24 protein-coding genes are annotated in these 24,284 nt (G+C 64.0%); 21 read left to right on the top strand and 3 right to left on the bottom strand.

Annotated features, from left to right (window positions below; genetic code table 11):
* The first annotated feature begins 11 nt into the window (after positions 1–11).
* The 11 genes from F2P46_RS26545 to F2P46_RS26495 all read left to right on the top strand — a co-directional run bounded on the left by F2P46_RS26545 (position 12) and on the right by F2P46_RS26495 (position 11,805).
* The gene (locus F2P46_RS26545; protein WP_166895911.1) at positions 12–659 is read left to right on the top strand and encodes a response regulator transcription factor; all 648 of its coding nucleotides are present in this window, start codon (positions 12–14) and stop codon (positions 657–659) included.
* Positions 660–794: 135 nt separating this feature from the next.
* The gene (locus F2P46_RS26540; RefSeq protein WP_166895909.1) at positions 795–2,414 is read left to right on the top strand and encodes a GGDEF domain-containing protein; all 1,620 of its coding nucleotides are present in this window, start codon (positions 795–797) and stop codon (positions 2,412–2,414) included.
* A 34-nt stretch (positions 2,415–2,448) separates the two neighbouring features.
* Positions 2,449–5,163 carry a tetratricopeptide repeat protein gene (locus F2P46_RS26535; RefSeq protein WP_166895907.1) on the top strand — a complete coding sequence of 905 codons (2,715 nt, stop codon included), beginning with the start codon at positions 2,449–2,451 and terminating at the stop codon, positions 5,161–5,163.
* Positions 5,160–5,933 (top strand): glucose-1-phosphate cytidylyltransferase, encoded by a 774-nt coding sequence (gene rfbF / locus F2P46_RS26530; protein ID WP_166895905.1) that lies wholly within the window; start codon positions 5,160–5,162, stop codon positions 5,931–5,933. The genes F2P46_RS26535 and rfbF overlap by 4 nt, the downstream gene beginning before the upstream one ends.
* Positions 5,934–5,938: 5 nt before the next feature.
* On the top strand, positions 5,939–6,997 hold the full coding sequence (gene rfbG / locus F2P46_RS26525; RefSeq protein WP_166895961.1) for a CDP-glucose 4,6-dehydratase: 1,059 nt from the start codon (positions 5,939–5,941) through the stop codon (positions 6,995–6,997).
* Positions 6,994–8,235: a class I SAM-dependent methyltransferase gene (locus F2P46_RS26520; protein ID WP_166895903.1), complete on the top strand. Its 1,242-nt coding sequence runs from the start codon at positions 6,994–6,996 to the stop codon at positions 8,233–8,235. The genes rfbG and F2P46_RS26520 overlap by 4 nt, the downstream gene beginning before the upstream one ends.
* On the top strand, positions 8,235–8,777 hold the full coding sequence (gene rfbC / locus F2P46_RS26515; RefSeq protein ID WP_166895902.1) for a dTDP-4-dehydrorhamnose 3,5-epimerase: 543 nt from the start codon (positions 8,235–8,237) through the stop codon (positions 8,775–8,777). The genes F2P46_RS26520 and rfbC overlap by 1 nt, the downstream gene beginning before the upstream one ends.
* 20 nt (positions 8,778–8,797) lie before the next feature.
* Positions 8,798–9,928 (top strand): DegT/DnrJ/EryC1/StrS family aminotransferase, encoded by a 1,131-nt coding sequence (locus tag F2P46_RS26510; RefSeq protein ID WP_166895900.1) that lies wholly within the window; start codon positions 8,798–8,800, stop codon positions 9,926–9,928.
* Positions 9,925–10,566, top strand: a complete 642-nt coding sequence (locus F2P46_RS26505) for a GNAT family N-acetyltransferase (protein WP_166895898.1) — start codon at positions 9,925–9,927, stop codon at positions 10,564–10,566. Before F2P46_RS26510 ends, F2P46_RS26505 begins: the two co-directional genes overlap by 4 nt.
* A gap of 8 nt (positions 10,567–10,574) precedes the next feature.
* The gene (locus F2P46_RS26500; RefSeq protein ID WP_166895896.1) at positions 10,575–11,222 is read left to right on the top strand and encodes a hypothetical protein; all 648 of its coding nucleotides are present in this window, start codon (positions 10,575–10,577) and stop codon (positions 11,220–11,222) included.
* Positions 11,223–11,337: 115 nt separating this feature from the next.
* Positions 11,338–11,805, top strand: a complete 468-nt coding sequence (locus F2P46_RS26495; RefSeq protein ID WP_166895894.1) for a macro domain-containing protein — start codon at positions 11,338–11,340, stop codon at positions 11,803–11,805.
* A 421-nt stretch (positions 11,806–12,226) separates the two neighbouring features.
* On the opposite strand, the gene F2P46_RS26490 is transcribed toward F2P46_RS26495, so the two are convergent.
* A complete protein-coding gene (locus tag F2P46_RS26490; RefSeq protein WP_166895892.1) occupies positions 12,227–13,204 on the bottom strand; it encodes a hypothetical protein in 978 nt (325 codons plus the stop codon).
* Between the two features lie 384 nt (positions 13,205–13,588).
* Here F2P46_RS26490 and F2P46_RS26485 point away from each other — a divergent pair, with 384 nt between their 5' ends.
* The 10 genes from F2P46_RS26485 to F2P46_RS26440 all read left to right on the top strand — a co-directional run bounded on the left by F2P46_RS26485 (position 13,589) and on the right by F2P46_RS26440 (position 23,878).
* Positions 13,589–15,031: a flagellin gene (locus F2P46_RS26485; protein ID WP_166895890.1), complete on the top strand. Its 1,443-nt coding sequence runs from the start codon at positions 13,589–13,591 to the stop codon at positions 15,029–15,031.
* A 394-nt stretch (positions 15,032–15,425) separates the two neighbouring features.
* A complete protein-coding gene (locus F2P46_RS26480) occupies positions 15,426–16,871 on the top strand; it encodes a flagellin (RefSeq protein WP_166895888.1) in 1,446 nt (481 codons plus the stop codon).
* Between the two features lie 71 nt (positions 16,872–16,942).
* Positions 16,943–17,314 (top strand): flagellar protein FlaG, encoded by a 372-nt coding sequence (locus F2P46_RS26475; protein ID WP_166895886.1) that lies wholly within the window; start codon positions 16,943–16,945, stop codon positions 17,312–17,314.
* 133 nt (positions 17,315–17,447) lie between these two features.
* Positions 17,448–19,457: a flagellar filament capping protein FliD gene (gene fliD / locus F2P46_RS26470; protein ID WP_166895884.1), complete on the top strand. Its 2,010-nt coding sequence runs from the start codon at positions 17,448–17,450 to the stop codon at positions 19,455–19,457.
* A 22-nt stretch (positions 19,458–19,479) separates the two neighbouring features.
* A complete protein-coding gene (fliS, locus tag F2P46_RS26465; protein ID WP_166895882.1) occupies positions 19,480–19,932 on the top strand; it encodes a flagellar export chaperone FliS in 453 nt (150 codons plus the stop codon).
* A gap of 9 nt (positions 19,933–19,941) precedes the next feature.
* Positions 19,942–20,274, top strand: a complete 333-nt coding sequence (locus tag F2P46_RS26460) for a flagellar protein FliT (RefSeq protein WP_229505974.1) — start codon at positions 19,942–19,944, stop codon at positions 20,272–20,274.
* Between the two features lie 11 nt (positions 20,275–20,285).
* On the top strand, positions 20,286–21,512 hold the full coding sequence (locus F2P46_RS26455; RefSeq protein ID WP_166895880.1) for a flagellar hook-length control protein FliK: 1,227 nt from the start codon (positions 20,286–20,288) through the stop codon (positions 21,510–21,512).
* Positions 21,505–21,867, top strand: a complete 363-nt coding sequence (locus F2P46_RS26450; protein ID WP_166895878.1) for an EscU/YscU/HrcU family type III secretion system export apparatus switch protein — start codon at positions 21,505–21,507, stop codon at positions 21,865–21,867. Before F2P46_RS26455 ends, F2P46_RS26450 begins: the two co-directional genes overlap by 8 nt.
* Positions 21,851–22,609, top strand: coding sequence for a flagellar brake protein (locus tag F2P46_RS26445; RefSeq protein WP_166895876.1), 759 nt, complete (start codon positions 21,851–21,853; stop codon positions 22,607–22,609). Before F2P46_RS26450 ends, F2P46_RS26445 begins: the two co-directional genes overlap by 17 nt.
* A gap of 120 nt (positions 22,610–22,729) precedes the next feature.
* Positions 22,730–23,878: a hypothetical protein gene (locus F2P46_RS26440; RefSeq protein WP_166895874.1), complete on the top strand. Its 1,149-nt coding sequence runs from the start codon at positions 22,730–22,732 to the stop codon at positions 23,876–23,878.
* A 46-nt stretch (positions 23,879–23,924) separates the two neighbouring features.
* Here F2P46_RS26440 and F2P46_RS26435 read toward each other — a convergent pair whose 3' ends face one another.
* Together F2P46_RS26435 and F2P46_RS26430 are read right to left on the bottom strand one after the other, a co-directional pair.
* A complete protein-coding gene (locus F2P46_RS26435) occupies positions 23,925–24,110 on the bottom strand; it encodes a hypothetical protein (protein ID WP_166895872.1) in 186 nt (61 codons plus the stop codon).
* Positions 24,107–24,280: a hypothetical protein gene (locus F2P46_RS26430; protein ID WP_166895870.1), complete on the bottom strand. Its 174-nt coding sequence runs from the start codon at positions 24,278–24,280 to the stop codon at positions 24,107–24,109. The genes F2P46_RS26435 and F2P46_RS26430 overlap by 4 nt, the downstream gene beginning before the upstream one ends.
* Positions 24,281–24,284: the final 4 nt, after the last annotated feature.

The following is a 24,284-nucleotide window of genomic DNA, read 5'->3' as shown; positions in this document are numbered from 1 at the left end:
AAGAAGCAGCAATGACCGACAACGCCATCATCCGGGTATTCATCGCCGACGATCACGCGATCGTGCGCGAGGGCTTGAAACAAATCCTGGCCGAGTCGCCCGACATCATCGTCGCCGGCGAGGCCGAGGATGGGGTCGAGGCGATCAAGCACATCCGCAAGGCCAGGTGCCACGTGATGCTGCTCGATATTTCCCTGCCCGACCGCAGCGGCATCGAGGTGCTCAAGCTGGTCAAGAAGGAGCATCCCGAACTGGCCGTGCTGATGCTGTCGATGCACCGCGAAGACCAGTACGCGATCCGCTCGCTCAAAGCCGGCGCGGCCGGCTACCTGACCAAGCAGAGCGCCCCGCGCGAACTGGTCACCGCCATCCGCCAGGTCGCCGGCGGGCAAAAGTACGTCAGCGCGGCGCTGGCCCAGGAACTGGCCAGCGCGGTCGGCGAAAACCACGACACGCCGCTGCACGACACCTTGTCCGACCGCGAATACCAGACCCTGACCATGATCGCCTCGGGCAAGACGGTGGGCGCGATCGCCAAGGAATTGTCGCTGTCGGTAAAGACCATCAGCGAATACCGCTCGCGCCTGCTTGTCAAGATGAAACTGAAAAACAGTGCCGAATTGACGCACTATGCGATCAAAAACCAGTTGATCGAATAAGTATTTTCCAGCGCCGCACGCCAGCTTAATGCTCTGGAGTAAGATGCTTTATCCGCTCTTTTCCAGAGATGGCAGGAAACAAACAAGCTTATCATTGGCACATCATCGCCGAACCTGACCGAGGCACTGTTCTACATGGCTACAACTCCGCCCACCGCCGCCCAGAATCCCGCCGCGCAAAATCCGGCTGATATCGCGCGCGAAGCCTTCCGTCGCCTGGCCACGCGCCGCATCGCGCCGACCCCGGAAGCCTACCGCGAAATCTATAACGAGATCGCCGGCATCGCGGACACCCCGGCGCCGGCGCGCGCCCCCGAGGCCGCCGCCCCCGAGGCCGCGCCCGACGCCGGCGCCGAAAACGTGCTGGGCGACTTCGCCAGCAAGTTGAGCGAAACGCCGGGCGAACTGGCCGACTTCGGCCGCCGCTTCGCGCGCGCCGTCAAGACGCGCGACTGGGATGGCTATGCGCGCAACCTGAACCAGCTGCTCGAAAAACACTTGCGCAAGGGCGGCGGCATCGAGCTGGCCTCGCTGTCGGCCCTGTCCGACGCGCCCGACGCCAAGGTCTTGCGCGACCTGCTCAGCCGCACCCTGAGCGTCGCGGTCGCCTCGCTGCTGGCCGACACCCCGGCCCTGATGGTCGAAGCCGAAGCGCTCGGCGCCGCCGTCAAGGTGGCCACCAGCGAGGACGCCCTGAACGATGTCAGCGTGCGCCTCAAGCAGTTGTGCTACCAGATCGATGTCAAAAGCGGCGACGTCGGCGAACAGCAGGAATTGCTGCTGCGCCTGTTCAAGCTGCTGCTGGAAAACGTCAGCGAACTGCTCGACGACGACAGCTGGCTGCGCGGCCAGATCGATTCGGTGCAGGAACTCATTGCCGGCCCGATCGACCAGCGCGCGCTGGAAGACGCCACCCGCGGCCTGAAAGAAGTCATCTACAAGCAGAGCCAGCTCAAGCACAGCCTGTCGGACGTCAAGCTGACGGTCAAGAACATGATGCTCACCTTCATCGACCGCTTGAGTTCCGTGGCCACCACGACCGGCGACTTCCACGAAAAGATCGGCAGCTTTTCCGAAAAGATCAGCCATACCGACAATATTGCCGAACTGAACATCATCCTCGAAGAAGTGCTGCGCGAAACGCGCCTGGTGCAGACCGAAGCGCTCAAGTCGCGCGACCGCATGGTGCTGGCGCGCCAGGAAGTGCAGGAAGCCGAGCAGCGCATCCACACCCTGGAAGCGAAGCTCCAGCACATGAGCGAACTGGTGCGCGAAGACCAGTTGACGGGCAGCCTGAACCGGCGCGGCCTGGACGATATTTTCGAGCGCGAAACGGCGCGCTCGGACCGCCGCGGCACCCCGCTGTGCATCGCCATGCTCGACCTGGACGACTTCAAGCGCCTCAACGATACCTACGGCCACCTGGCCGGCGACAACGCGCTCAAGCACCTGGTCAAGATTGTCAAGGAAACCATCCGCTCGATGGATGTGATCGCCCGCTTCGGCGGCGAGGAATTCTTGATCCTGCTGCCGGAAACCACGGTCGAAGCGGCCTCGCTGACCATGACGCGCCTGCAACGCGACCTGACCAAGCATTTTTTCCTGCACGATAACGAAAAAGTGCTGATCACCTTTTCCGCCGGCGTGGCCCTGCGCAGCCCCAACGAAGACCAGGCCAGCCTGGTGCGGCGCGCCGACAAAGCCATGTACCAGGCCAAGCAAACCGGCAAGAACCGGGTCGTGATCGCCGACTGACCGCCCTTGCCCGACTGAGGAACTGAGCACGCCCATGAAAAAAACCGCTTCCTACGCTCCCCCCTCCCCCCTCGCCCTGGCCATGGAGCATCACCGGGCGGGACGGCTGGAGCAGGCGGAAGCGCTGTACCGCAAGCTCGACGGCAAGGCTGAAGCCCTGCACCTGCTGGCCCTGCTCTACCAGCAAGGCGCACGCCACGCCGACGCCATCGACGCGCTGCAACGCGCGATCGACAAGGAACCGGGCCGCGCGCCGTATTACGTCGCGCTCGACGCCAGCTACCGCGCCCTCGACCTGCTGCCCGCGCTGCAAGCGAGTTACGCGCGCCTGCTGCAAGGGCAGCCGGACAATATCGAAGCCCACCTCCTGCTCGGCCACGCCCTGCGCGACGACGGCCGCCTGCCCGACGCCCTCTCCAGCTACCTGGCGGTGCTGGCGCTGCAGCCCGAGCATGCCGAGGCCTACAGCAACCTGGGCGACACCCTGAAACTGATGGGCAACCTGGACGAAGCCCAGGTCTGCTACGTCAAGGCGCTGGAACTCCAGCCCGGCTTTGCCGAAGTGCACAACAACCTGGGCTCGCTGTACCAGCAGCAGGAACAATGGGCGCTGTCGGCCGGGCATTTCGACGCCGCGCTGGCGCTGCGGCCGGACCTGGCCGCGGCCCACTACAACCTCGGCGTGACGCGCCAGCACCAGGGCCTGCTGGACGAGGCCGTGGCCTGCTACCGGCGCGCACTGGCGCTCGATCCGCGCCTGCCCCAGCCGTACAACAACATGGGCATCGCGCTCAAGGAACTGGGGCGGCTCGACGACGCGGTTGCCGCCTACCAGGCCGCGCTGGCGCTGGCGCCCGATTTTGCCGAAGCGCTCAACAACCTCGGCGGCGCCCTGCTCGACCAGCAACAGGTCGGGCCAGCGATCGAATGCTTCCAGCACGCCGTCACCGTGCGTCCCGGCTACGCCGAAGCGTACTGCAACCTGGGCGTCGCCTACAAGGCCGACTACCGCCTGGAAGAAGCGCTGGTCTGTTTCGAGAACGCGGTGTACCTGAAACCGGAATACGCCGACCCCTACGCCATGCTGGCGCTGACCAACGCCGACCTGCAACGCCATGTGCAAGCGCTTCACTGGTGCGAAAAAACCCTGGCCATGTGGCCCGACAGCGCCGCCGCCCACTTCAACCTGGGCGTGGCCTTTGCCAATATGGACCGCACGGTCGAAGCGATCGCCTCGTTCGAACAGGCGATTGCGCGCAAGCCGGAATTTGCCGACGCCTGGAACAACCTCGGCGTGGCCTTCAAGGAACGCGGCCGCTTCGACGAAGCCGTGGCCGCCTTCGAAAAAGCGATCAGCCTGCGCGACAGCTTCGCCGAAGCCTACAACAACCTCGGCAGCGCATTGAAAGACCAGGGTAAACCCGACGCCTCGCGCCAGATGTACGAGCGCGCCATCGCGATCGCGCCCAACTACGCGGCGGCCCATAACAACCTGCTGCTGTCGATGCAGTACGCGGCCGGCATCACCGAGCAACAATTGTTCGAGCTGCACCTGCGCTTCGCCGCCCAGTTCGAGCCAAGCCTGGCGGCCGAGCGCTTCGTCCATGCGCCCGGGCGCGACCCCGCCAAGCGCCTGAAAATCGGCTACGTCTCGCCCGACTTCCGGCGCCACGCGGTCGCGTTCTTCATCGAACCGATCCTGGCGCGCCACGACAAGGCCCAGGTCGAGGTGTTCTGCTACTACAGCCACGTGATCAACGACCAATTCACGGCCCGCATCCAGGCCGACGCCGACCACTGGATACCGTGCCGCAACATGTCCGACCAGCAGCTGGCCGAGCGCATCCACGCCGACGGCATCGACATCCTGGTCGACCTGGCCGGCCACACGTCCGGCAACCGCCTGCTGGCCTTCGCCCGCAAGCCGGCGCCGGTGCAGCTGACCTACATCGGCTACCCGTCCACCACCGGCCTTACCAGCATGGATTACCGCCTGACCGACGCCTGGGCCGAGCCGCCGGGCCAGAGCGAGCACGTCAACGTGGAAACCCTGTGGCGCCTGCCGGAAGTGTTTTGCTGCTACGCCGCGCACGCCAACAGCCCGGCCGTGATCGACCATCCGCCGTGCCAGGACAATGGCTATCTCACCTTCGGCTGCTTCAACAATTACGCCAAGGTGAGCGACCCGACCATCGTGCTGTGGGCCGCGATTCTCGCGCAAGTGCCCGAGTCGCGCCTGATGCTCGAAATTCTCGGCCTGGACAACCCCGGCATGCGCGACGGCGTCGAACAGCGCTTTGCGCGCCTGGGCATCGACCCGGCGCGCCTGGTCCTGATCGCCAACGACCGCAAGAACCAGTTCGTGCTGTACAACCGGATCGACATCGCGCTCGACCCGTTCCCGTGCAACGGCGGCACCACCAGCTTCGACACCCTGTGGATGGGCGTGCCTTTTGTGACCCTGGCCGGCAGCAATTTCATTTCGCGCCTGGGCGTGACGATCCTGCACAACGGCGGCCTTGACGAACTGATCGGCGAGGACGAGGCGGCGTATGTCGCCATCGCGGTGGACATCGCGCGCGACCCGGCGCGCCTGCGTCGCCTGCGCGACGGCCTGCGCGAGCGCACCCGCGCCAGTGCCCTGATGGACATGGCGCGCTTCACCCATCACCTGGAAGATGCGTACCGGGGCATGTGGGCAAAGTGGTGCAACAGCGGGTGCGACAGCGGTGAAGGAGTGCAGGCATGAAAGCCGTCATCCTGGCCGGCGGGCTCGGCACGCGGATTCTCGAAGAAAGCCATCTGAAGCCGAAACCGATGATCGAAATCGGCGGCAAACCCATGCTCTGGCACATCATGAAAGTGTTCTCGCACCACGGCGTGAACGAGTTCATCATCTGCGTCGGCTACAAAGGTTACCTGATCAAGGAATTCTTTTCCAACTATTTTCTCCACATGTCGGACGTTACCTTCGACATGCAGAACAACCGCATGGAAGTGCACGAACGGCACGCCGAACCGTGGCGCGTGACCCTGGTCGACACCGGCGCCGACACCCTCACCGGCGGGCGCCTGAAGCGCGTGCGCGAATACCTGGAACCGGGTAAACCCTTCTGCTTCACCTACGGCGACGGCGTGGCCGACATCGACATCGCGGCCGAAATCGCCTTTCACCGCGCCCACGGCCGCCTGGCGACCGTGGCCGCCGTGCAGCCGCCCGGACGCTACGGCGCGCTGGTGCGCCAGGGCGACGCCGTCACCGCCTTCATGGAAAAACCGCAGGGCGACGGCGGCTGGATCAACGGCGGCTTTTTCGTGCTGCAACCGGACGTGGTCGACCTGATCGACGGCGACGATTGCAGCTGGGAAGTCGAACCGATGCAGGCGCTGGCCGCGCAAAACCAGCTGATGGCGTACGAGCACGCCGGCTTCTGGCAACCGATGGACACCCTGCGCGAAAAGAACATGCTCGAAGAAATGTGGCAGTCGGGCACGGCGCCATGGAAGGTCTGGGCGTGAGCGGCATGCACGCGCTCGCGCACGCGTTCCACGGGCGGCGCGTGTTCGTCACCGGCCACACCGGCTTCAAGGGCGCCTGGCTGTGCCTGTTTTTGGCGCGGCTGGGCGCGCGCGTGACCGGCTATGCGCTGGCCCCGTCCGGCACGCCCAGCATGTTCGGCTTAGCCCGCGTGGGCGACACCCTGGCGCGCCACCACATCGCCGACGTGCGCGACCAGGCCGCCCTGGGCGCCGCCATGACCCAGGCCGCGCCCGAACTGGTGCTGCACCTGGCGGCCCAGGCGCTGGTGCGCCACAGCTACGCCGACCCGGTAACGACCTGGTCGACCAACGTGATGGGCACCGTGCACGTGCTCGAAGCGCTGCGCGCCTGCCCGAGCGTGCGCGCCGCGCTGGTGGTAACCACCGACAAATGCTACGAGAACCAGCACTGGCCCTGGGGCTACCGCGAAAACGACCGCCTCGGCGGGCATGATCCGTACAGCGCCAGCAAGGCCGGCGCCGAACTGGTGGCGCACAGCTACCGCAGCAGTTTCTTTAGCGAAAACGGCCCGCTGATCGCCACCGCGCGCGCGGGCAACGTGATCGGCGGCGGCGACTGGAGCGCGGACCGCCTGATTCCCGACGCCGTGCGCGCCATGCAAGAAGGCGGCGCGCTGCCGGTGAGGAGTCCCAACGCCACCCGCCCGTGGCAGCACGTGCTCGAACCGCTGCACGGCTACCTGCTGCTGGCCGCGCGCCTGCTGGCCGGCGACGCCTCCTGCGCCGGCGCCTACAACTTCGGCCCCGACGCCGCCGACAACCTGTCGGTCGCGACTCTCCTGGGCCGCTTGCAAACCCACTGGCCGCAGCTGGCATGGCGCCTCGACGGCGACCAGCACGCCGCCCGGGAAGCCGCCCTGCTCTACCTCGATTCAAGCAAGGCGCGCCACGAGCTCGACTGGCAAGTGCGCTGGCCGCTGGCGACCGGCATCGAACAGACGGCCGCCTGGTACGCCGCCGCCCACGAAGAGCGCGACATGCGTGCCTTTACCGAACAACAACTGGAGCATTTCTGCGCATGACGACACCAGCCCGCTCCTGCCGCGCTTGCGGCGCACCGCTGCACCACAGCTTTGCCGACCTGGGCCTCTCGCCCGTGTCGAACGCCTTTGTCGAGCCGGACCAGGCCGCCGAGGGCGAGATGTTCTATCCGCTGCACGCCATGGTGTGCGCCGGGTGCTGGCTGGTGCAACTGGCCGACGCCACCCGCGCCGAACTGCATTTCCACGCCAACTACGTATATTTCTCCTCATTTTCGAGCAGCTGGCTGGCGCACGCGCGCGCCTACGTCGAACAGATGACGGCGCGGCTTGGCTTGAACGGGTCCAGCCGCGTGATGGAAATCGCCAGCAACGACGGCTACCTGCTGCAATACTTCCAGCAAGCGGGCATTGCCTGCATCGGCATCGAACCGAGCGGCAATACGGCGGCGGCGGCGCGCGCACGCGGCATCGACACGCGCGAACTGTTCTTCAACCGCGCCACGGCAAGCGCGCTGGCGGCGCAGGGCGAACAGGTCGACCTTTTACTGGGCAACAACGTGCTGGCCCATGTGCCCGACCTGCACGACTTCGTCGGCGCCATGCCGGCCGTGATGAAGCGGCAAGCGGTGGCCACCCTGGAATTCCCCCACCTGCTGCGCCTGATCGCCGACCAGCAGTTCGACACGATTTACCACGAACACTATGCGTATTTATCCCTGACCGCCTTGATGCCCGTGTTCGCGCGCGCCGGCCTGCGCGTGTTCGACATCGAGCACTTGACTACCCACGGCGGCAGCCTGCGCGTGCACGCCTGCCTGCCAGGGGCGGCGCACGCCACCACGGCGCAGGTCGCCGCTTGCCTGGAACAGGAACAGGCGGCCGGCCTCATGCGCCTGGACACCTACACCGGCTTTGGCGAGCGCATGCGCGCCACCAAGCGCGCGCTGCAACGCTTTTTGATCGACGCCAAGGACCAGGGCAAGACCATCGCCGCCTACGGCGCGGCCGCCAAGGGCAACACCCTGCTCAACTACTGCGGCATCGGCGCCGACATCATCGACTACGTGGTCGACAGCAATCCCGCCAAGCAAGGCAAGCTGCTGCCGGGCAGCCGCATCCCGGTGCGCGCGCCGCACGCCGTATTCGAGACGCGTCCCGACTACCTCTTGATCCTGCCGTGGAATATCAAGGACGAATTGATGGGCCAGATGGCCGGTATCCGCGACTGGGGCGGGCAATTCCTGCTGGCTAACCCGCACATCCAGGTGGTGGCCTGATGCGATTGACCCCGACACCGCTGGCCGGCGCGTTTCTCATCGACATCGACCCGGTCGAGGACGAGCGCGGCCTGTTCGCGCGCACCGTCTGCGCAGACGAGTTCGCGCGGGACGGCCTGGTGAGCCATTTCGTGCAGCAAAGCGTGTCCTGGAATCCGCGCGCCGGCACCTTGCGCGGCTTGCACTTCCAGATCGCGCCGGATCAAGAAATCAAGCTGGTGCGGGTTACGCGCGGCGCGGTTTTTGACGTCATCGTCGACGTGCGGCCAGGCTCGGCCACCTATGGCAAGGCATTCCATGCCGAACTGTCGGCCGAGAACCGCCGCCAGTTATATCTTCCCGCCGGCATGGCGCATGGCTTCCAGAGCCTGCAGGCCGGCACCGAAGTCCTGTATCAGATGAGCGCGCCGTTCCGCCCCGCTTCCGCGCGCGGTCTGCGCTGGGACGATGCGGCCCTCAACATTCCCTGGCCGCCCTGCGCTACGCGCACGATCGCCGACAATGACCGGGCTTGGCCGACCTTGGCCGGCCTTACCTCTTAACTTCCCTGTGAAGGAACGCCATGATTCCCGTTTTTAAGCCGCTGATCGAAAAAGAAGAAATCGACGCCAGCCGTGAATCGCTCGAAATGGGCTGGCTCGGCATGGGCAGCTACGTGTCCGGGTTCGAAAACAAGGTCAAGGAAATCCTCGGCACCGAAGAGCGCTACGTCGCCGCCCTCAGTACCGGCACCGCCGGGCTGCACGTGGCCTTGCTCATCGCCGGCGTCGGCCCGGGCGACGAAGTCATCGTATCCTCGTTCAACTGCTCGGCCGACTTCCAGGCCATTTCATGGGTGGGGGCCGAGATCGTCTTCTGCGACTGCCTCGACGAGACCCTGGCGATCGACATGAAACAAGCCGCCACGCTCGTCACGCCCAAGACAAAAGCCATTATCGTGATGGATTACGACTGCATCCTCTGCGATCACGACGAGATTGCTGAATTTGCCGCCACCCACAAGCTGCGCGTGATCCATGATGCCGCGCACTCCTTCGGCTCCCTCTACAAGGGCAAGCCGGTCGGCAGTTTTTCGGACATCTGCGTATTCAGCCACGACCCGGTCAAAACCATCACCTGCCTCGACGGCGGCACCATCGTCGTCAAGACCAAGGAAGAACTGGCCATGGTGCACGAACTGCGCCTGCTCGGCATGCAGCAGCCGGCCTCGGTCATGTACCAGAACCAGCGCGCCTGGACCTTCGATGTCGAGCGCGTCGGCTACCGCTACCACATGCTCAATATGCACGCCGCCATCGGACTGGCCCAGCTCTCCAAGCTGGACTTGATCGCCAGCAGCCGGCGCGAGGCCTGCATCAAGTACAACGCCCTGCTGGCCGGGATCGACCAGGTGCGCACGCCGCTGACCGACTTTAGCGACGTCAACCCTTTTCTGTACTACATCCGCGTGCCGGCCGGAGACCGCGACGAGCTGCGCAAGTTTTTGAAGGGCAACGGGGTCGACACCGGCATCCACTGGCAACCGGGGCACTGGTTCTCCCTGTGGAAAAACTGCCGCGCGGGCGACCTGAGCGTGACCGACCGGGTCGGCAATGAAATCCTGTCCTTGCCGCTGCACTCGCGCATGGACCTGGCCCTGGTTGACGAAGTGTGCCGCCAGATCGGGATGTATTTCGCGGCTAAAACAGCATGAGCGGCATGAACGGGCAAGCCCTGTTTGCCGCCTGGAAGCAGGCGGCCGGCGCCGGGGCCGACCTGGTCATACCCGTGGGGCGGCCGGTCGAAGCCCTGCTGCGCCCGATCGCCACCGCCAGCGAGCGCATCAACCTGACGGACGCGCGCCTGCTCAGCGAATGGCGCAACCGCTTCGTCAAGTCCTTCCTGACCGAGTTCGACTCGCACGAAACGCGCACCGCCAACTGGCTGGCCACGGCGGTCGCGCGCGATCCGGGCAAGATCCTGTTCATGGTCGACACCCTCGACGGCCGCCCGGTCGGGCACGTGGGGCTCGGCTTCATCGATTGGGACAAGGGTTACGTGGAAGCGGACGCCATCGTACGCGGCGGCGAGTGCCGCAAGGGCTTGATGACGGCCGCGTTGCAAGCGCTGCTGCACTGGGCGCATGTGGGCCTGGGCCTGCCCGATGCCTGGGTGCGGGTGCGCTCCGACAACCCGGCGGTGGCGTTTTACCGGAAGGCAGGCTTTAGTGAAGTCAAGCGCGTACCGCTGGCCAGCAGCAGCGCCGGCGGGCAAGTCACCTGGACCGAAGACCCGGCGGCCGGCGAGGATGCGCCGGCGCTGGTCTACATGCGCTACCAGGCGCCGGGATAAGGCGCGCCATGGCGCACGAACACCTGATCCCGTACACCTGCCAGCAGGTGGGCACGTTTTTTCCGGGCATGGACCCGGCCGTGCTGCAAGGCATCATCGCGCGCCATTGGGACGCGGCCATGACGCGCCTGCAGGCCTGCATCGACAAGGTGAAAATGTGGCCGCAAGGGCAATTCAATCACTTCAATTCAAGCCAGTACTGCCAGTATTTGTACTTTTTGTCGAATACGATCTGGCGTGCAGACCGTGGCGAAGAAGCGCTGGGCGTAGCGACGCGCCTGTTCCTGCTCAACAAGGCGCTCAACGGCATCGACCTGTTTTACGAGATCGCCATGCCGGACGTGTTTTTTATCGGGCACTCGGTGGGGATCGTGCTGGCCAAGGCGACGTATGGCAACTACCTGGTGCTGTACCAAAATTGCACAGTCGGCAAGAACCACGGCGTGGCCCCGGTGTTGGGCGATGGCGTGATTCTGTATCCCAACAGCGCCATCATCGGCCGCTGCCGGATTGGCGCCAACACGGCGGTGTCGCAAGGCACGGGCGTGATCAACCGCGACACGCCGGGCGAGTGCATGGTGTTCGCCGGCATGGCGGGCGAACTGACCATCAAAGCGGCCAAGCGGCCCCTGATCGACGACTTCTTCCGCCGCTGAAACGTTTTTCAACCGGGGTCAGAGCTTTAACTCGAAACATTTCTCGTTTGCTATTCGCGTACAATCGACGACCCGCTGCGCAAACGCGGCCTGATCAATGATGACGTGAAAAACAATGAAGACACTTACCGGCGACCTCCTCCAGCTTGCTCTCGACGGCGCCTTCGACGTCATCGTCCACGGCTGCAATTGCCAGTGCCAGATGGGCAAGGGCATTGCGCTGTCGATCAAACGGCTCTTTCCGGAAGCGTTTGCGGCCGACCAGGCGAGCGCCAAAGGCGACATGGCGAAACTCGGGACGATCTCTGTCGCGGAAATCCATCGGGACGGGCGGAGCTTCATTGTCGTCAACGGCTACACGCAATGTCACTGGCGCGGCGAAGGCAACAAAGCCGATTATGCGGCCATCGCCGGCGTGATGAAGGCGGTCAAAGCCAGGTTCAAGGGCAAGCGGATCGGCCATCCGAAGATCGGCGCCGGTCTGGCCGGAGGCGACTGGGCACGTATCGTTCCCCTCATTGAAGAGGAACTGGCGGGCGAGGATCATACGTTGGTGGAGTTTGTTGCCGACGCAAGGGGCTGATCCAACAACCGGGGTCAGAGCTTTAATTCGAAACATTTCACAATTTGTAGCGTGGAACTGACAGCCATGCTTGTCTCGCCCCACGCATAGCGGCAGCGCGCGGGTTGGCGTGCACCGCGCCGCTCCCGATGTCACAATGTTTCACATTAAAGCTCTGACCCCGGTGTAGCGCGCGACGCTCGTCCCCTTGATGAGTGGATCGGCCGTAATTCGGGGTCTGACCTCTGATTCGAAACATTTCACAGTTTGTGGTGTTGAACTCACAGTAACGGCGGTTTCGACAAGCCGACAAGGCGACGCGCACACACGCGCGGCCAAGGAGGTTTGCTTGATGCCACAATGTTTCAAGTCAGAGGTCAGACCCCGGTGTTGAGACCAGACCCCGGTGTTGAGACCCCGGTGTTGGCGTGAAGCGCGGGCTTCAGAGAGTCTTGAATTTATTGTTGGCATTGTCTTTCAGTTGTTGAACATGAGCATTGAATCTGGCGACGATGGCTTCTTCGCGCGCGCCGGTCTTGTCGATCGCCACCGCCAGTCTGCGGTAGGTGGCAAGCTCACGCTCGCCGGCAAACATCAAGTCGCCTTTCTGCATCACCGTCCTGCCAAGCTGCGCTTGGGAAAAGTCGAGCATGGTGCTCATCTGCTTGATGAATTCCTTTTGCACCGCGGACAATTCCGCACTCAGGCCGAGGGTCTGTTTAGCCACCTTGGTGGCGTTGGCCAATGCGGGAGCCCGATAGTGCTCCGGCACTTTTGCCGTCAGCAAAAACTGCCGCCCCTCGGCGGCCGAATCGGCGAGCAGGCGGTCGCGCTGTCCGACCAGCTCGCCAAAACGCACCAGCTTGCGGCGCGACCCGTCGATCCCCGTGCGCGTCGTCAGGCTCGACGGCGTGAGCGTATCGCCCATGTCGACTTTTTCGAACTCTTTATTCAATAAATCGGTTTGCGCCATCTGCCGTTTGAGCAAGGCGTTGACGCCGTTCACGACCGCCACGATCTGGCGCGCCTCCTCACTGGTGGCGGGCGCCGCCGCCGGCCCGGGGTCTTCCTTCTCGTTCATGGTGGCGACCACCTGGCGCGCCGCCTGCTTGATGGCGTGCAGGTCGCGCTCGGCGCTGTTGATTTGCCGGATCCCCAACACGACCAGCACGATCCCGATTCCCAGCTTGGCCCAGGCCACGCCGACCGGCGCATGGTCTTTCAGGATCAATTTCAGCAGCCCCAGCAAAATCAACACCCCGAGCGCGCTGGCGCCGAGGAAGCGCCCGGCAAGATGGATGTCGCCAATCCGGTTCAGCGCCGCCACCAGCGGCAACATCACCCCGATCCCGAGCGCCATGTGGGCAAAGACGTTGATGCGCGCAGCTTCCTGCTCGGGTGTGGTGTCGCTGTCATCCATGTAAGTATTCCGAAATAATCAATGTTTTTGGGCAATATGAGCAGGATACTACAGCGTCTCCCTTGCTTGTCGCCTTGTGCGGCCATCACGTTTTATCAAAAACACATGCTTGAGGCCATGCGCAGCCAGCGCCACGGTCCCAAAAAATCCCGAAATTTCGCTTTTTTTACCCTCAAGTTCTGGCGCCGCTTGCCGTCAAGCGCCGCGATGGCGCTGTGCTTGAGGGGCGAAATAAAAAATATACCTGCCTGAATTCACTAAACTTTCCGGCTGGTAACCCGTTACAAAAAAGGACTGCGGTGTGATTGTCCCGGACCGAAGGGGCAGACCAAAGCGAAGGCAAGTTGCCAACATGTATAAGTAGTATCTGCAAGGAGTATTACCATGAGCGTAATCAACACCAACGTCGCATCGCTGAATGCACAACGCAACCTGAGCACTTCGGCTTCCGCACTGTCGACCTCGCTGCAGCGCCTTTCTTCCGGCCTGCGTATTAACAGCGCCAAAGACGATGCCGCCGGCCTGGCCATTTCGGAACGCTTCACGTCCCAGATCCGCGGCCTGGATCAGGCTAAGCGCAATGCCAACGATGGCGTGTCGATGTTGCAAACGGCTGAGGGTTCCCTGCAATCGACGGGCAACATTCTGCAGCGTGTACGTGAACTGGCTGTGCAGTCCTCGAATGCAACGAACTCCGCTGGTGACCGCAAAGCGATCCAGGCTGAGGTTGGCCAACTGCTGTCGGAAGCCGACCGTATTGCCCAGACCTCGGAATTCAACGGCCTGAAACTGCTCGACGGCAGCTTCGGTACCGCCACCTTCCAGGTCGGCGCAAATGCCGGCCAGACCATCCAGGCTACCACCGCTAACTTCCGTACCAATAACTACGGTAACAACGAAGCATCGACGGCGGCCCCGACGACCCTGGCCACCACCGGCACCGCCTACACCGGCGGCAGCTTTGCCCTGCAAGGCCTGGCCACGACCAACATCGCTGTCACCACCTCCGATACCGCGCAGTCGCTGGCATCGACCATCAACGGCGCCACCGCCACCACCGGCGTGACCGCCCAGGCCAAGACGGAAGAAGCGATCACCCTGGCTGCAAACGGCGTGTATTCGCTGGCTGTCACCTCAGACAACAGCACTGCCGCCAACGTGACGTTCACCGTCGGCGCAGCGACCAATGCATCCGGCCTGGCATCGGCAGTGAGCGCCTTTAACGATGTGTCGTCCAAAACCGGCGTCACCGCCAAGCTGAACGATACCAACAGCGGCCTGATTCTGACCAATGCTGCTGGTAACAACATTACCCTGGCCAACAATAGTGCAGCAGCAACGGTCACGGCAGCGGCAATCGACTCGGCCGGCACCGTGGGCACCACCGCCAGCGTTGTCACCGGCGCTACCTCGACCTCGATGGGTTATGTGTCGATGAACTCGGACAAGGGTTTCTCGGTCGGCAGCAGCGGTTCGAATGCGATTGCCGGCAGTACCGCCGCTTCGCTCAATACCGTCTCCGGTATCGACGTCTCGACCGCCAAGGGTGCATCGCAAGCCCTGAAAGTGCTGGACTCGGCCCTGGCCAACGTCAACAGCCAGCGCGCTTCCTTCGGTGCTCTGCAGTCGCGCTTCGAAACCGCTGTCAGCAACCTGCAGTCCACGTCCGAAAACCTGTCTGCTTCGCGCAGCCGGATTCAGGATACCGACTTCGCTTCGGAAACAGCCAAACTGACGCGCGGCCAGATCCTCCAGCAGGCAGGTACCGCGATGTTGGCCCAGGCTAACTCGCTGCCGAACGGCGTGTTGTCCCTGCTGCGCGGTTAATCGACCAGCTAGCAAGCTCCTTGCTTCCCCGGCCGGCCCCTGGCTGGCTGGGGAATTTCATCTCAGCAGTACGTTGTGGCAGTAAATTCCTTGTAGTACATGCAATCCCGCCGAGGCGCAATGCCCGGTTATTCACTCCCTGGCCTCGTTCATGCGCCGCCAAATAGTTTTTTATTGCCCTCAAGTTCAGGAAAACGCTGTCGTCTAGCGCCGTGCCTTGTCACGCCTTGAGGCCCAAAACAAAAAATATACACCCAAAATCCCCCTAAACTTTCCAGGTCGCAATCCGTTACATATAAGGACTGCGGTGTGATTGTCCCGGCAGAAAAGGGGCAGACCAAGGCAAACGGCACGGAGCCAACATGAATATATAGTAATTGCAAGGAGCACTACCATGAGCGTCATCAACACCAACATCTCGTCCCTGAACGCACAACGCAACCTGAGCACTTCCGGCTCCGCCCTGGCGACTTCGCTGCAGCGCCTGTCCTCCGGTTTGCGTATCAACAGTGCCAAGGACGATGCTGCAGGCCTGGCCATTTCGGAACGTTTCACGTCGCAAATCCGCGGCCTGGACCAAGCCAAGCGCAATGCCAACGATGGTGTGTCGATGCTGCAAACGGCCGAAGGGTCCCTGCAATCGACCGGTAACATCCTGCAGCGTGTACGTGAACTGGCAGTCCAGTCGTCCAACGCCACCAACTCCGCCGGCGACCGTAAAGCGATCCAGGCCGAAGTGGGCCAGCTGCTGTCGGAAGCGGACCGGATCGCCCAGACCTCCGAATTCAACGGCTTGAAACTGCTCGACGGCAGCTTCGGCACCGCCACCTTCCAGGTCGGCGCCAACGCCGGCCAGACCATTCAAGCGACCACCGCAAACTTCCGTACCAATAACTACGGCAACAATGAAGTGTCGACCACGGCGCCGGCCACCCTGGCCACCACCGGCACCGCCTACAGCGTCGGCAGCTTCGCCCTGCAAGGCCTGGCCACCTCGAGCATCGCCGTCGCCGCCACAGACACCGCCCAAACGCTGGCATCGACCATTAACGGCGCTTCCGCCACCACCGGCGTGACCGCCTCGGCCAAGACCGAAGAAGCGATCACCCTGGCCCCGGCCGGCGTGTATTCGCTGGCCGTCACGTCCGACAATACCGGCACCCCGGCCAACGTCACCTTTACCGTCGGCGCCGCCCTCAACGCCTCCGGCCTGGCATCGGCGGTCAGCGCCTTTAACGATGTGTCGTCCAAGACCGGCGTCACCGCCAAGTTGAACGATACCAACAATGGCCTGATCCTGACCAACGCCGCCGGCAATAACATTACCCTGGCCAACAACAGCGCCTCGGCATCAGTTACCGCCGCCTCGATCAACGCCGCCGGCACCGTGGGCACCACCGCCAGCGTTATCACCGGCGCCACCTCGACCTCGATGGGTTATGTGTCGATGAACTCGGACAAGGGTTTCTCGATCGGCAGCAGCGGTTCGAACGCGGTCGGCACCGGTGTCGCCGCCACGCTCAACACGGTTTCCGGTATCGACGTCTCGACCGCCAAGGGCTCGGCCGACGCGCTCAAGATCCTCGACTCGGCCCTGGCCAACGTCAACAGCCAGCGCGCTTCCTTCGGCGCCCTGCAGTCGCGCTTCGAAACCGCGGTGAGCAACCTGCAATCGACCTCGGAAAACCTGTCCGCCTCGCGCAGCCGGATCCAGGATACGGATTTTGCTTCGGAAACCGCGAAACTGACCCGCGGCCAGATTCTGCAACAGGCGGGGACTGCGATGTTGGCTCAGGCCAACTCCCTGCCGAACGGTGTGTTGTCCTTGCTGCGCGGCTAACCAGCCCCGCTTCGCTGCACTCCCCGGCCGCTTTTTGCGCGCCGGGGAATTTTCGTTAAAGGAATACGGTCATGGAACTTCGCCCACTAGAGAACACGCCGGCCGCTCCATTGCCGCGCCCGGCCGCGTCCGGCGAGAGCGGCGCCGCCGCCGGCCTCAAGACGGCGCCAAGCGCCGCGACGGGCAAGACCGAACCGGCCAAAGAGGCGGCCGAGCCCGACCCGGCCGAAGTGAGCAAGGTGGTCGACCGGATCAATGTGGCGATGCAGGCGATGTCGCGCAATATCGAGTTTTCGATCGATGCCGACAGCAAGCGCACGGTGGTCAAGATCATCGACCAGACCACCAAGGAAGTGATCCGCCAGATGCCCAGCGCGGAGGCGCTCGAAATCGGCAAGGCGCTGGAAAAAGTCCAGGGTTTGCTGATCAGCCAGGTTGCTTGAGGGAATTGGCGAAAAAGCCCGTGAATCGTGCGCAATCCGGGCATAAACCGAACAAGCACCGGATTACCCCTCTAAAGTATGGATAGAAGATGCCGTTAACTTAGTATATTCATGCTTTTACCAGGAGGCGTTCGTGGCCATTTCATCCGTCAGTTCAGGCGGCTCTATCGACGTCAACGACATCGTCAATAAATTGATGATGGCGGAGAGCCGGCCTTTCGTCGCCATGCAGGACAAGGAAAAGGCGTACACCGCCAAGCTGGCGGCCTACGGCACGCTCAGCGGCGCGCTGAACGGCTTCCAGACCGCCGTCACCGGCCTGGCCGACCCGACCAAGTTCAAGACCATCGGCGCCTCCTCGTCCGAGAGCGGCGTGCTCACCGCCAGCGCCGGCAAGGAATCCGTCAAGGGCAGCTACAGCGTCAACGTGAGCCAGCTGTCGCAGGCGCAAACCCTGACCTCGGTCGGCCAGGCCAGCACCACCGCGCTGATCGGCAGCGGCGCGGCCACCACGCTGACGTTCGAATTCGGCAGCATCACGGGCGGCACCCTGGCTAACGGCGCTTACACCGGCGCCGCCTTCGCCCAGGACGCCACGCGCTCGGCGCGCACCGTGACCCTGGACGCGAGCAACAATTCGCTGCAAGGCATCCGCGACGCCATCAACAAGGCCAATGTGGGCGTGACCGCGTCGATCATTTCGGACGGCAGCGCCAGCCCCAACCGCCTGGTGCTGACCTCGGCCCAGACCGGCGAAACGTCGAGCATGCGCATTGGCGTCTCGGGCGACCCGGCCATCGGCAGCCTGCTCGGCTACGCCGCCGACGGCACCCAGAACATGACCCAGAACAGCGCGGCGCAAAACACCAAGCTGACCATCAACGGCGTGGCCATCAGCAGCCAGAGCAACAACGTCTCGGAAGCGATCCAGGGCGTGACCATCAGCGCGCTCAAGGTCGGCACCAGCACGGTCAACATCACCAGCGACAGTGCGGGCGCGAAAACGGCGATCAACAATTTCATCAAGTCGTACAATGAACTGAACACGACGATCGCCGGCCTGACCACGGCGCCCAAGGCCAGCGAAGGCAAAGGCGCCGGCGTACTGCTGGGCGACGCCACCGTGCGCAACCTGCAATCGAGCCTGCGCAAGATGTTCTTCACGCCGGTGCCGGGCATGGATGGCGACATCAGCAGCATGAGCCAGCTGGGCGTATCGTTCCAGGCCGACGGTTCCCTCAAGCTCGACAGCGGCAAGCTGCAAAAAGCGCTGGATGCCGACCTGGAAGGCGTTTCCAAGCTGCTCAGTACGGTCGGCTCGACCACGGACAGCCTGGTCAGCTTTGTCGGCTCCACCACCAACAGCACGGTCGGCACCAAGAGCGTGCTGATCAGCCAACTGGCAACCCAAGGCAGCGCCACCGGCAGCACCGCCGCCGGCACCAGCATCACCAAGGATGTCAACGACCAGTTGTCGCTGACCATCAACGGCGTGACCTCGACCGCCACCCTGCTGGCCGGTAACTACACGGCGGCCAGCCTGGCCAGCCACGTGCAGTCGATCATCAACGGCGCGGTCGGTGCGACGGGCGCCAGCGCCACCAGCGGCACCGGGGTGCTGGTCAAGCAGGAAAACGGGATCTTCACGATCACCTCGAACAAATACGGCTCGACCTCGAAAGTGGGCATCAGCGGCAACGCCGCCGCCGGCCTGCTGGGCACACCGACCCTGGTCGACGGGCTCGACGTGGCCGGCACCATCGGCGGCGCCACCGCCACCGGCAGCGGCCAGAACCTGACCGGCAACGCCGGCTCGACCGCTTCCGGGATCCAGATCCAGATCACCGGCGGCGCCATCGGCGAGCGCGGCACCGTGAATATCTCGAAAGGCGCCGGCGCCCAGTTCACCGAGCTGATCGACAGTTATCTCAACAGCAAGGGCACCATTTCCGGCAAGAACGCCGGCATCAACGCCAGCCTGGCCGATATCGCCAAGCAGCGCGCGGCCCTGAACATTCGCCTGACCCAGACCGAAAAAGATTTACGCAAGCAGTATTCTTCGCTCGACGTGACGCTCTCGGGCATGAGTTCGACGAGCACCTTCCTGGCGCAGCAGCTCGCCTCCCTCAGCACCATCCGATAGCGACAGAAAGAGGACATTAATTATGTTTGGATCTCCCAACAGGGGCGCAAGCAGCTACGCCAAAGTCGGCCTGGAAACGAGTGTGGTGGCGGCCTCCCCGCACAAGCTGATCGTCATGCTGTTCGACGGCGCACTGGTGGCGGTGCTCACCGGCCTGATGCACATGAAGTCGGGCAACATTCCGGAAAAAGGCAAAGCGATCTCGAAAGCCATCCAGATCATCGACAATGGCTTGCGCGCCAGCCTCGACAAAACCGCCGGCGGCCAGATCGCCGAAAACCTCGATGCGCTGTACGAATATATGAGCGCGCGCCTGCTGGCGGCGAACCTGAAAAACGATATCGAGATCATGGTGGAAATCCAGGGCTTGCTGACCGAGCTGCGCGAAACCTGGAACGCCATCGGCGCCGCCCCTGCCGTCACGCCCGCGTCCGAGATGGCGCCCAACCGCACCTCCAACCTTGTGAGCGCCTGAATGATGTCCATGACCATGACCAATGACGACGTGCTGTCCACCTATGAAGCCATGCTGGCCCTGTCCGAACAGATGGTGGCCGCGGCCGAAAGCGGCGAGTGGGATGAACTGAGCCTGCTCGAAAAACGGGTCGGCGCGCACGCCAGCGCCTTGCAGGCCAACGACCAGCAGATCTTGCTCGACGGCGCCAGCCGGGTCAAGAAAGTGGCGATCATCAAGCAATTGCTGGCCTGCGACCGCACCATCCGCGACCTGACCACGCCTTGGATGGCGCAGCTGTCGCACATGATCAACAGCAGCGGCACATCGCGCCGCCTGAATAACGCCTACGGCGGCGTCTAGTCGTCCTCGCGATGCTGGCGCGTACCGATGGACCGGGGCAGGTCGGCAGAGTCGACCCGGGCCGCCCGACCCCGGGGGTCGGCGACGCGCGCCAGGAAGCGCTCACGCGCGCGCTCTCGACCGAGGTCGGCAAGTCGATGCAGGTGGCGGTGCTGTCCAGGTTCAACGACGGCACGTTTCTAGTCAGGGTGGCGGGCGAACAGGCCCGCATGAGCCTGCCCCAAGGGGCGGAAGCCGGCACCGAGGTGCCGATGACCCTGATCTCGATCACCCCGCGCCCCCAGTTTCGCCTGGACACCGGCCAGCCGGCCCAGTTGCCGGGCCAGGCTCCCGGCGCCCCCCAGCTCCCCTTGCCCGCTGGCGCAGCGGCGCCGGAGCGCACGGCCGCCCCGCCCCCGGTCCTGCCGCAGGCGCAGCCGGCGCCGCAGGAAGGCAAGGGCGCCGCCGCCGCCAATATGGCGGGGCGCGCCACCAGCCTGGCCGCCACCCTGCTCGGCAAGTCGCCCATGACCGCCAGCGCCGACCTGCCCTCGCTCGACGCCAACACCCTGCCGGCCAGGATCAGCAGCACCGGACAATTGCTCGCGCGCATACTCGACATCGGCCATCCGCCATCCGGCAAAGCGCCCGCGATCACCGGCGCCGCGCCCCTGATCAACCCCAAGAATGGCGCACCGCAAGCGGCCGAGCTGGCGCGCAAGCTGGAACAGAGCATCAGCGGCAGCGGCGTGTTTTATGAATCGCATGTGGCCGAATGGGCCGACGGCAAGCGTCCGCTGAGCGAACTGCAGCGCGAGCCGCAGATGCAGCAAGCCATGGCCACGCCGGGCGCCAGGCCAGCTTCGGCGGCGGCGGAACTGGCCAGCGCCCAGCTCATCAACCTGCAACTGACGACCCAGGAACAGGCGCGCGTGAGCTGGCAAGGGCAGTTGGCGCCAGGCCAGCAATTGCAATGGGAAATCCATAAAGATGCGCCCGAGCAGCGCGGACGCGGCGCCGGCGATGACAGCGCACCGGTCTGGCGCAGCGGCATGCGCCTGCGCTTTCCCCTGCTCGGCGAGATCGAGGCGACCATCGTCACCAGCGGCGACAAGGTCCACATCGAACTGCGCACCGCCAGCGCCGGCACCGGCGAGGCCCTGCGCGCGCGCGCCGGCGAACTGACCTCGGCGCTCGATGTGTCCGGCACCGCGCTGGCCTCGCTGATCATCCGCACCCAGGAGCCCGGCAATGGCTGAGGCGCCGCCGGAACGCACCCGCACGGCGGTGGCGCTGGCCTATCACAATGGCGATCCGGCGCCCAAAGTGGTGGCCAAGGGCAAGGGCCTGATCGCCGCCCAGATCATCGAGCGCGCCAAGGATGCCGGTGTCTTCGTGCACGAATCGAAAGAACTGGTGGCCCTGCTGATGGGCGTGGACCTGGACAGCCAGATCCCGCCCGGCCTGTATCGGGCGATTGCGGAACTGCTGGCCTGGCTATATCATATTGAAGCCGCACAAGCCACGGGCGGGCCCCTGCCCGCCCCACCGGACGCAGCCCTTTTCATTGACCGACCACAAGAAGCGGCAGACAAAGATGCAATCAACCAATGATTCCGATATAGAAAGCTGGCACGACTTTGAAGTCGCCTCGCGCAAGGAAATCATCGCACTGCTGCGCAGCATCGGCGAGAAACGCCAACTGGTGCGCATGGTCATCCGGCGCGGCACCGAAGTGTGCGTCTCGGCCATCCTCGCTGTCGATCCCGACAACAACACCGTAACCCTGGATGGCTCGGCCGACCCCGAGCAGCACCGCCGCTTCGCCAACGTCGGCCGGATCATGTTCGAGACCTCGCTCGACAAGATCCGCATCTTGTTCTCGTCGGAAGAAGTGCAGGCCACCACCTTCGAAGACACGCCGGCCTTTGTGATGCCGCTTCCGGAGTCCATGATCCGCCTGCAGCGGCGCGAGTTCTACCGCATGATCACGCCGGTCAGCAACCCGGTGTCGGTGGTGATCCGCCTGCCGCAAGACCTGGGCGGCGGCACCCATGTGTTTCCGCTGGCCGATATCAGCTGCGGCGGCATCGCCATTCTCGACAACAAGCTGGTGCTCGGCAACACCATCGGCCACAGCTACAGCAGTTGCCGCATCGACTTGCCGGACGTGGGCGCGGTCCAGACCACTCTGATGATCCGCAACTCGGTCGACCTGACCCTGCTCAACGACAAGACCAACCGCCGCCTCGGCTGCGCCTTTGTCGACATTTCGCGCGGCGGTCTTGCCAGCGTGCAGAAGTACATCACCAAGCTCGAACGCGAACGCAACGCGCGCCTCGCCGGCCTGGGCTGACAAAATATCCTCCCGGCAGCAGCCTGATTGACGGGCGGCCAAGAGCGTGCCGATAGCCGGCCACGGCCCGGCCTGAAGAGGTATGTTTCAAGTTCACCGCGAACTTTTCGGAGAATGATGATGAAACGTACACTCGTGCTGTCGGCCACGCTCGCTGGCCTGGTCGCCTGTTCCAGCCCCTATCGCACCCCCGTGGTCGACGCCACGCCGGCCACCTTGCCGACGTTTGCGGGCGTGGCCAAGCTGCTCAAGCCGGAGCGCGCGCTCGATGTGCTGCTGGTGCATGGCATGTGCACCCAGGATGAAAGCTGGGCCAGAGAATCGGTGGCGCAGCTGGTCGAAGGCCTGGGCGGCGACGTGGCGCAGGTGGCGCTCTCGGCCACCCCAGTGGGCGACACCGGCATCGTGCTGTACCGCCAGAGCCTGGCGCTGGCGGGTGGATCGGTCAACATCAACGCGATTTTGTGGTCGCCGCTGACACGTCCGCTCAAGACCGGGCTGTGCTACGACCAGTCGAACAAGTCGGGCGTCTGTTCGGCGGACCCGGCCGCCGTTCCCTATCCGTACGAGCGCGCCTCGCTCAACCGCGCGCTGAAAGACAAGCTGCTCGACGATTGCCTGGCCGACGCCGTGATTTACCAGGGCAAGGCGCGCGAGTCCATCAACCAGCGCATGCAGACGGCCATTTTGCAGGCGGTGGGCGGCGGCAACGGCGCGGCCCTGGTGCCGGGCGGCGGAGAAGTGCCGTCCGAACCGGTGCCGCTGGTGCTCATTACCGACAGCCTGGGCAGCAAGCTGACCTTCGACGCCCTGTTCCGGCTGGCTTCGACACCGCAGCAGGCAGCGGCGCTGCAAGTATTCGACCGCACCCCGCTCATTTTCATGCGCGCCAACCAGTTGCCGCTATTGAGGCTGGCGGAGATGGATCTCGATGGCAGCATGGCGCCGCGCGGGCCGGGCGACTTCCCGGCCGATCCGATCCAGGCCCTGATCGAACGCAGCCGCATGCAGGGCATCGGCAAGCCGACCGGGGTGCCGACCGTGGTGGCGTTTACCGATCCGAATGATGTGCTGTCGTACACCCTGGTGAAGAGCTCGTTCGCTGCGCGCGCAACCTATCCGATCATCGATGTGGTGGTGTCGAATGCGCCGACCTATCTGGGACTGCTGGAACTGCCCGACCGCGCGCATACGGGTTACGCGGGCAATCCGACGGTGCGGCGCATGATTGCCTGCGGTGAACCGGCGGCCGAGGGTTGCGGCAACTGAGAGACGCGCCCCGCAGGGCTGGCGGCGGCGGTGGCGCCACCCCTCCTCACTTTGGCTTGATCAGCAAGTCCTTGCACATCGCCTCTATTTCCTCCGGATGCTCTTTGATATAGGCGGCGATATCGGGGCGCCTGGCATCGTGCCCGGTTGCCCGCAAAGGTTCGAGGTAGCCAGGCGAACCTTCCGCGCTGACCGCCTTTTTCAACAGCTCCTCTTTTTGCGCCTCACTCAAGGATGCAACTGCGGGCAGTATTTTAATTGCGTTTCCGATGAAAAGAGAATCATCACAGCCCACTCTCCCAGGCAGCCATCAGGATCCCGGCAGGGGCTGGTCGCGCTGGCATGGGCACTGGCAAGCGTCAACAGCGCGCCGCACAGCAGGTGTTGAATAGAGGTGGACATCGGC

The sequence above is a fragment of the Massilia sp. CCM 8734 genome (genome assembly GCF_011682155.1).
GTDB lineage: Bacteria > Pseudomonadota > Gammaproteobacteria > Burkholderiales > Burkholderiaceae_D > Telluria_A > Telluria_A rubra.
Note: the sequence above shows the minus strand (reverse complement) of the source record. Positions and strands in the feature narration are given on the sequence as shown.

Excerpts from the sequence above, each read along its gene's own strand:
- F2P46_RS26495 (WP_166895894.1), top strand. The coding sequence starts at position 11,338 with ATGAAGACACTTACCGGCGACCTCCTCCAGCTTGCTCTCGACGGCGCC.
- F2P46_RS26505 (WP_166895898.1), top strand. The coding sequence starts at position 9,925 with ATGAGCGGCATGAACGGGCAAGCCCTGTTTGCCGCCTGGAAGCAGGCG.
- F2P46_RS26485 (WP_166895890.1), top strand. The coding sequence starts at position 13,589 with ATGAGCGTAATCAACACCAACGTCGCATCGCTGAATGCACAACGCAAC.
- F2P46_RS26490 (WP_166895892.1), bottom strand. The coding sequence starts at position 13,204 with ATGGATGACAGCGACACCACACCCGAGCAGGAAGCTGCGCGCATCAAC.
- F2P46_RS26450 (WP_166895878.1), top strand. The coding sequence starts at position 21,505 with ATGGCTGAGGCGCCGCCGGAACGCACCCGCACGGCGGTGGCGCTGGCC.
- F2P46_RS26510 (WP_166895900.1), top strand. The coding sequence starts at position 8,798 with ATGATTCCCGTTTTTAAGCCGCTGATCGAAAAAGAAGAAATCGACGCC.
- F2P46_RS26480 (WP_166895888.1), top strand. The coding sequence starts at position 15,426 with ATGAGCGTCATCAACACCAACATCTCGTCCCTGAACGCACAACGCAAC.
- rfbF (WP_166895905.1), top strand. The coding sequence starts at position 5,160 with ATGAAAGCCGTCATCCTGGCCGGCGGGCTCGGCACGCGGATTCTCGAA.
- rfbG (WP_166895961.1), top strand. The coding sequence starts at position 5,939 with ATGCACGCGCTCGCGCACGCGTTCCACGGGCGGCGCGTGTTCGTCACC.
- F2P46_RS26460 (WP_229505974.1), top strand. The coding sequence starts at position 19,942 with ATGACCATGACCAATGACGACGTGCTGTCCACCTATGAAGCCATGCTG.
- F2P46_RS26520 (WP_166895903.1), top strand. The coding sequence starts at position 6,994 with ATGACGACACCAGCCCGCTCCTGCCGCGCTTGCGGCGCACCGCTGCAC.
- F2P46_RS26500 (WP_166895896.1), top strand. The coding sequence starts at position 10,575 with ATGGCGCACGAACACCTGATCCCGTACACCTGCCAGCAGGTGGGCACG.
- F2P46_RS26540 (WP_166895909.1), top strand. The coding sequence starts at position 795 with ATGGCTACAACTCCGCCCACCGCCGCCCAGAATCCCGCCGCGCAAAAT.
- F2P46_RS26445 (WP_166895876.1), top strand. The coding sequence starts at position 21,851 with ATGCAATCAACCAATGATTCCGATATAGAAAGCTGGCACGACTTTGAA.
- fliS (WP_166895882.1), top strand. The coding sequence starts at position 19,480 with ATGTTTGGATCTCCCAACAGGGGCGCAAGCAGCTACGCCAAAGTCGGC.
- F2P46_RS26455 (WP_166895880.1), top strand. The coding sequence starts at position 20,286 with ATGCTGGCGCGTACCGATGGACCGGGGCAGGTCGGCAGAGTCGACCCG.
- F2P46_RS26535 (WP_166895907.1), top strand. The coding sequence starts at position 2,449 with ATGAAAAAAACCGCTTCCTACGCTCCCCCCTCCCCCCTCGCCCTGGCC.
- F2P46_RS26545 (WP_166895911.1), top strand. The coding sequence starts at position 12 with ATGACCGACAACGCCATCATCCGGGTATTCATCGCCGACGATCACGCG.
- F2P46_RS26440 (WP_166895874.1), top strand. The coding sequence starts at position 22,730 with ATGAAACGTACACTCGTGCTGTCGGCCACGCTCGCTGGCCTGGTCGCC.
- rfbC (WP_166895902.1), top strand. The coding sequence starts at position 8,235 with ATGCGATTGACCCCGACACCGCTGGCCGGCGCGTTTCTCATCGACATC.
- F2P46_RS26430 (WP_166895870.1), bottom strand. The coding sequence starts at position 24,280 with ATGTCCACCTCTATTCAACACCTGCTGTGCGGCGCGCTGTTGACGCTT.
- F2P46_RS26475 (WP_166895886.1), top strand. The coding sequence starts at position 16,943 with ATGGAACTTCGCCCACTAGAGAACACGCCGGCCGCTCCATTGCCGCGC.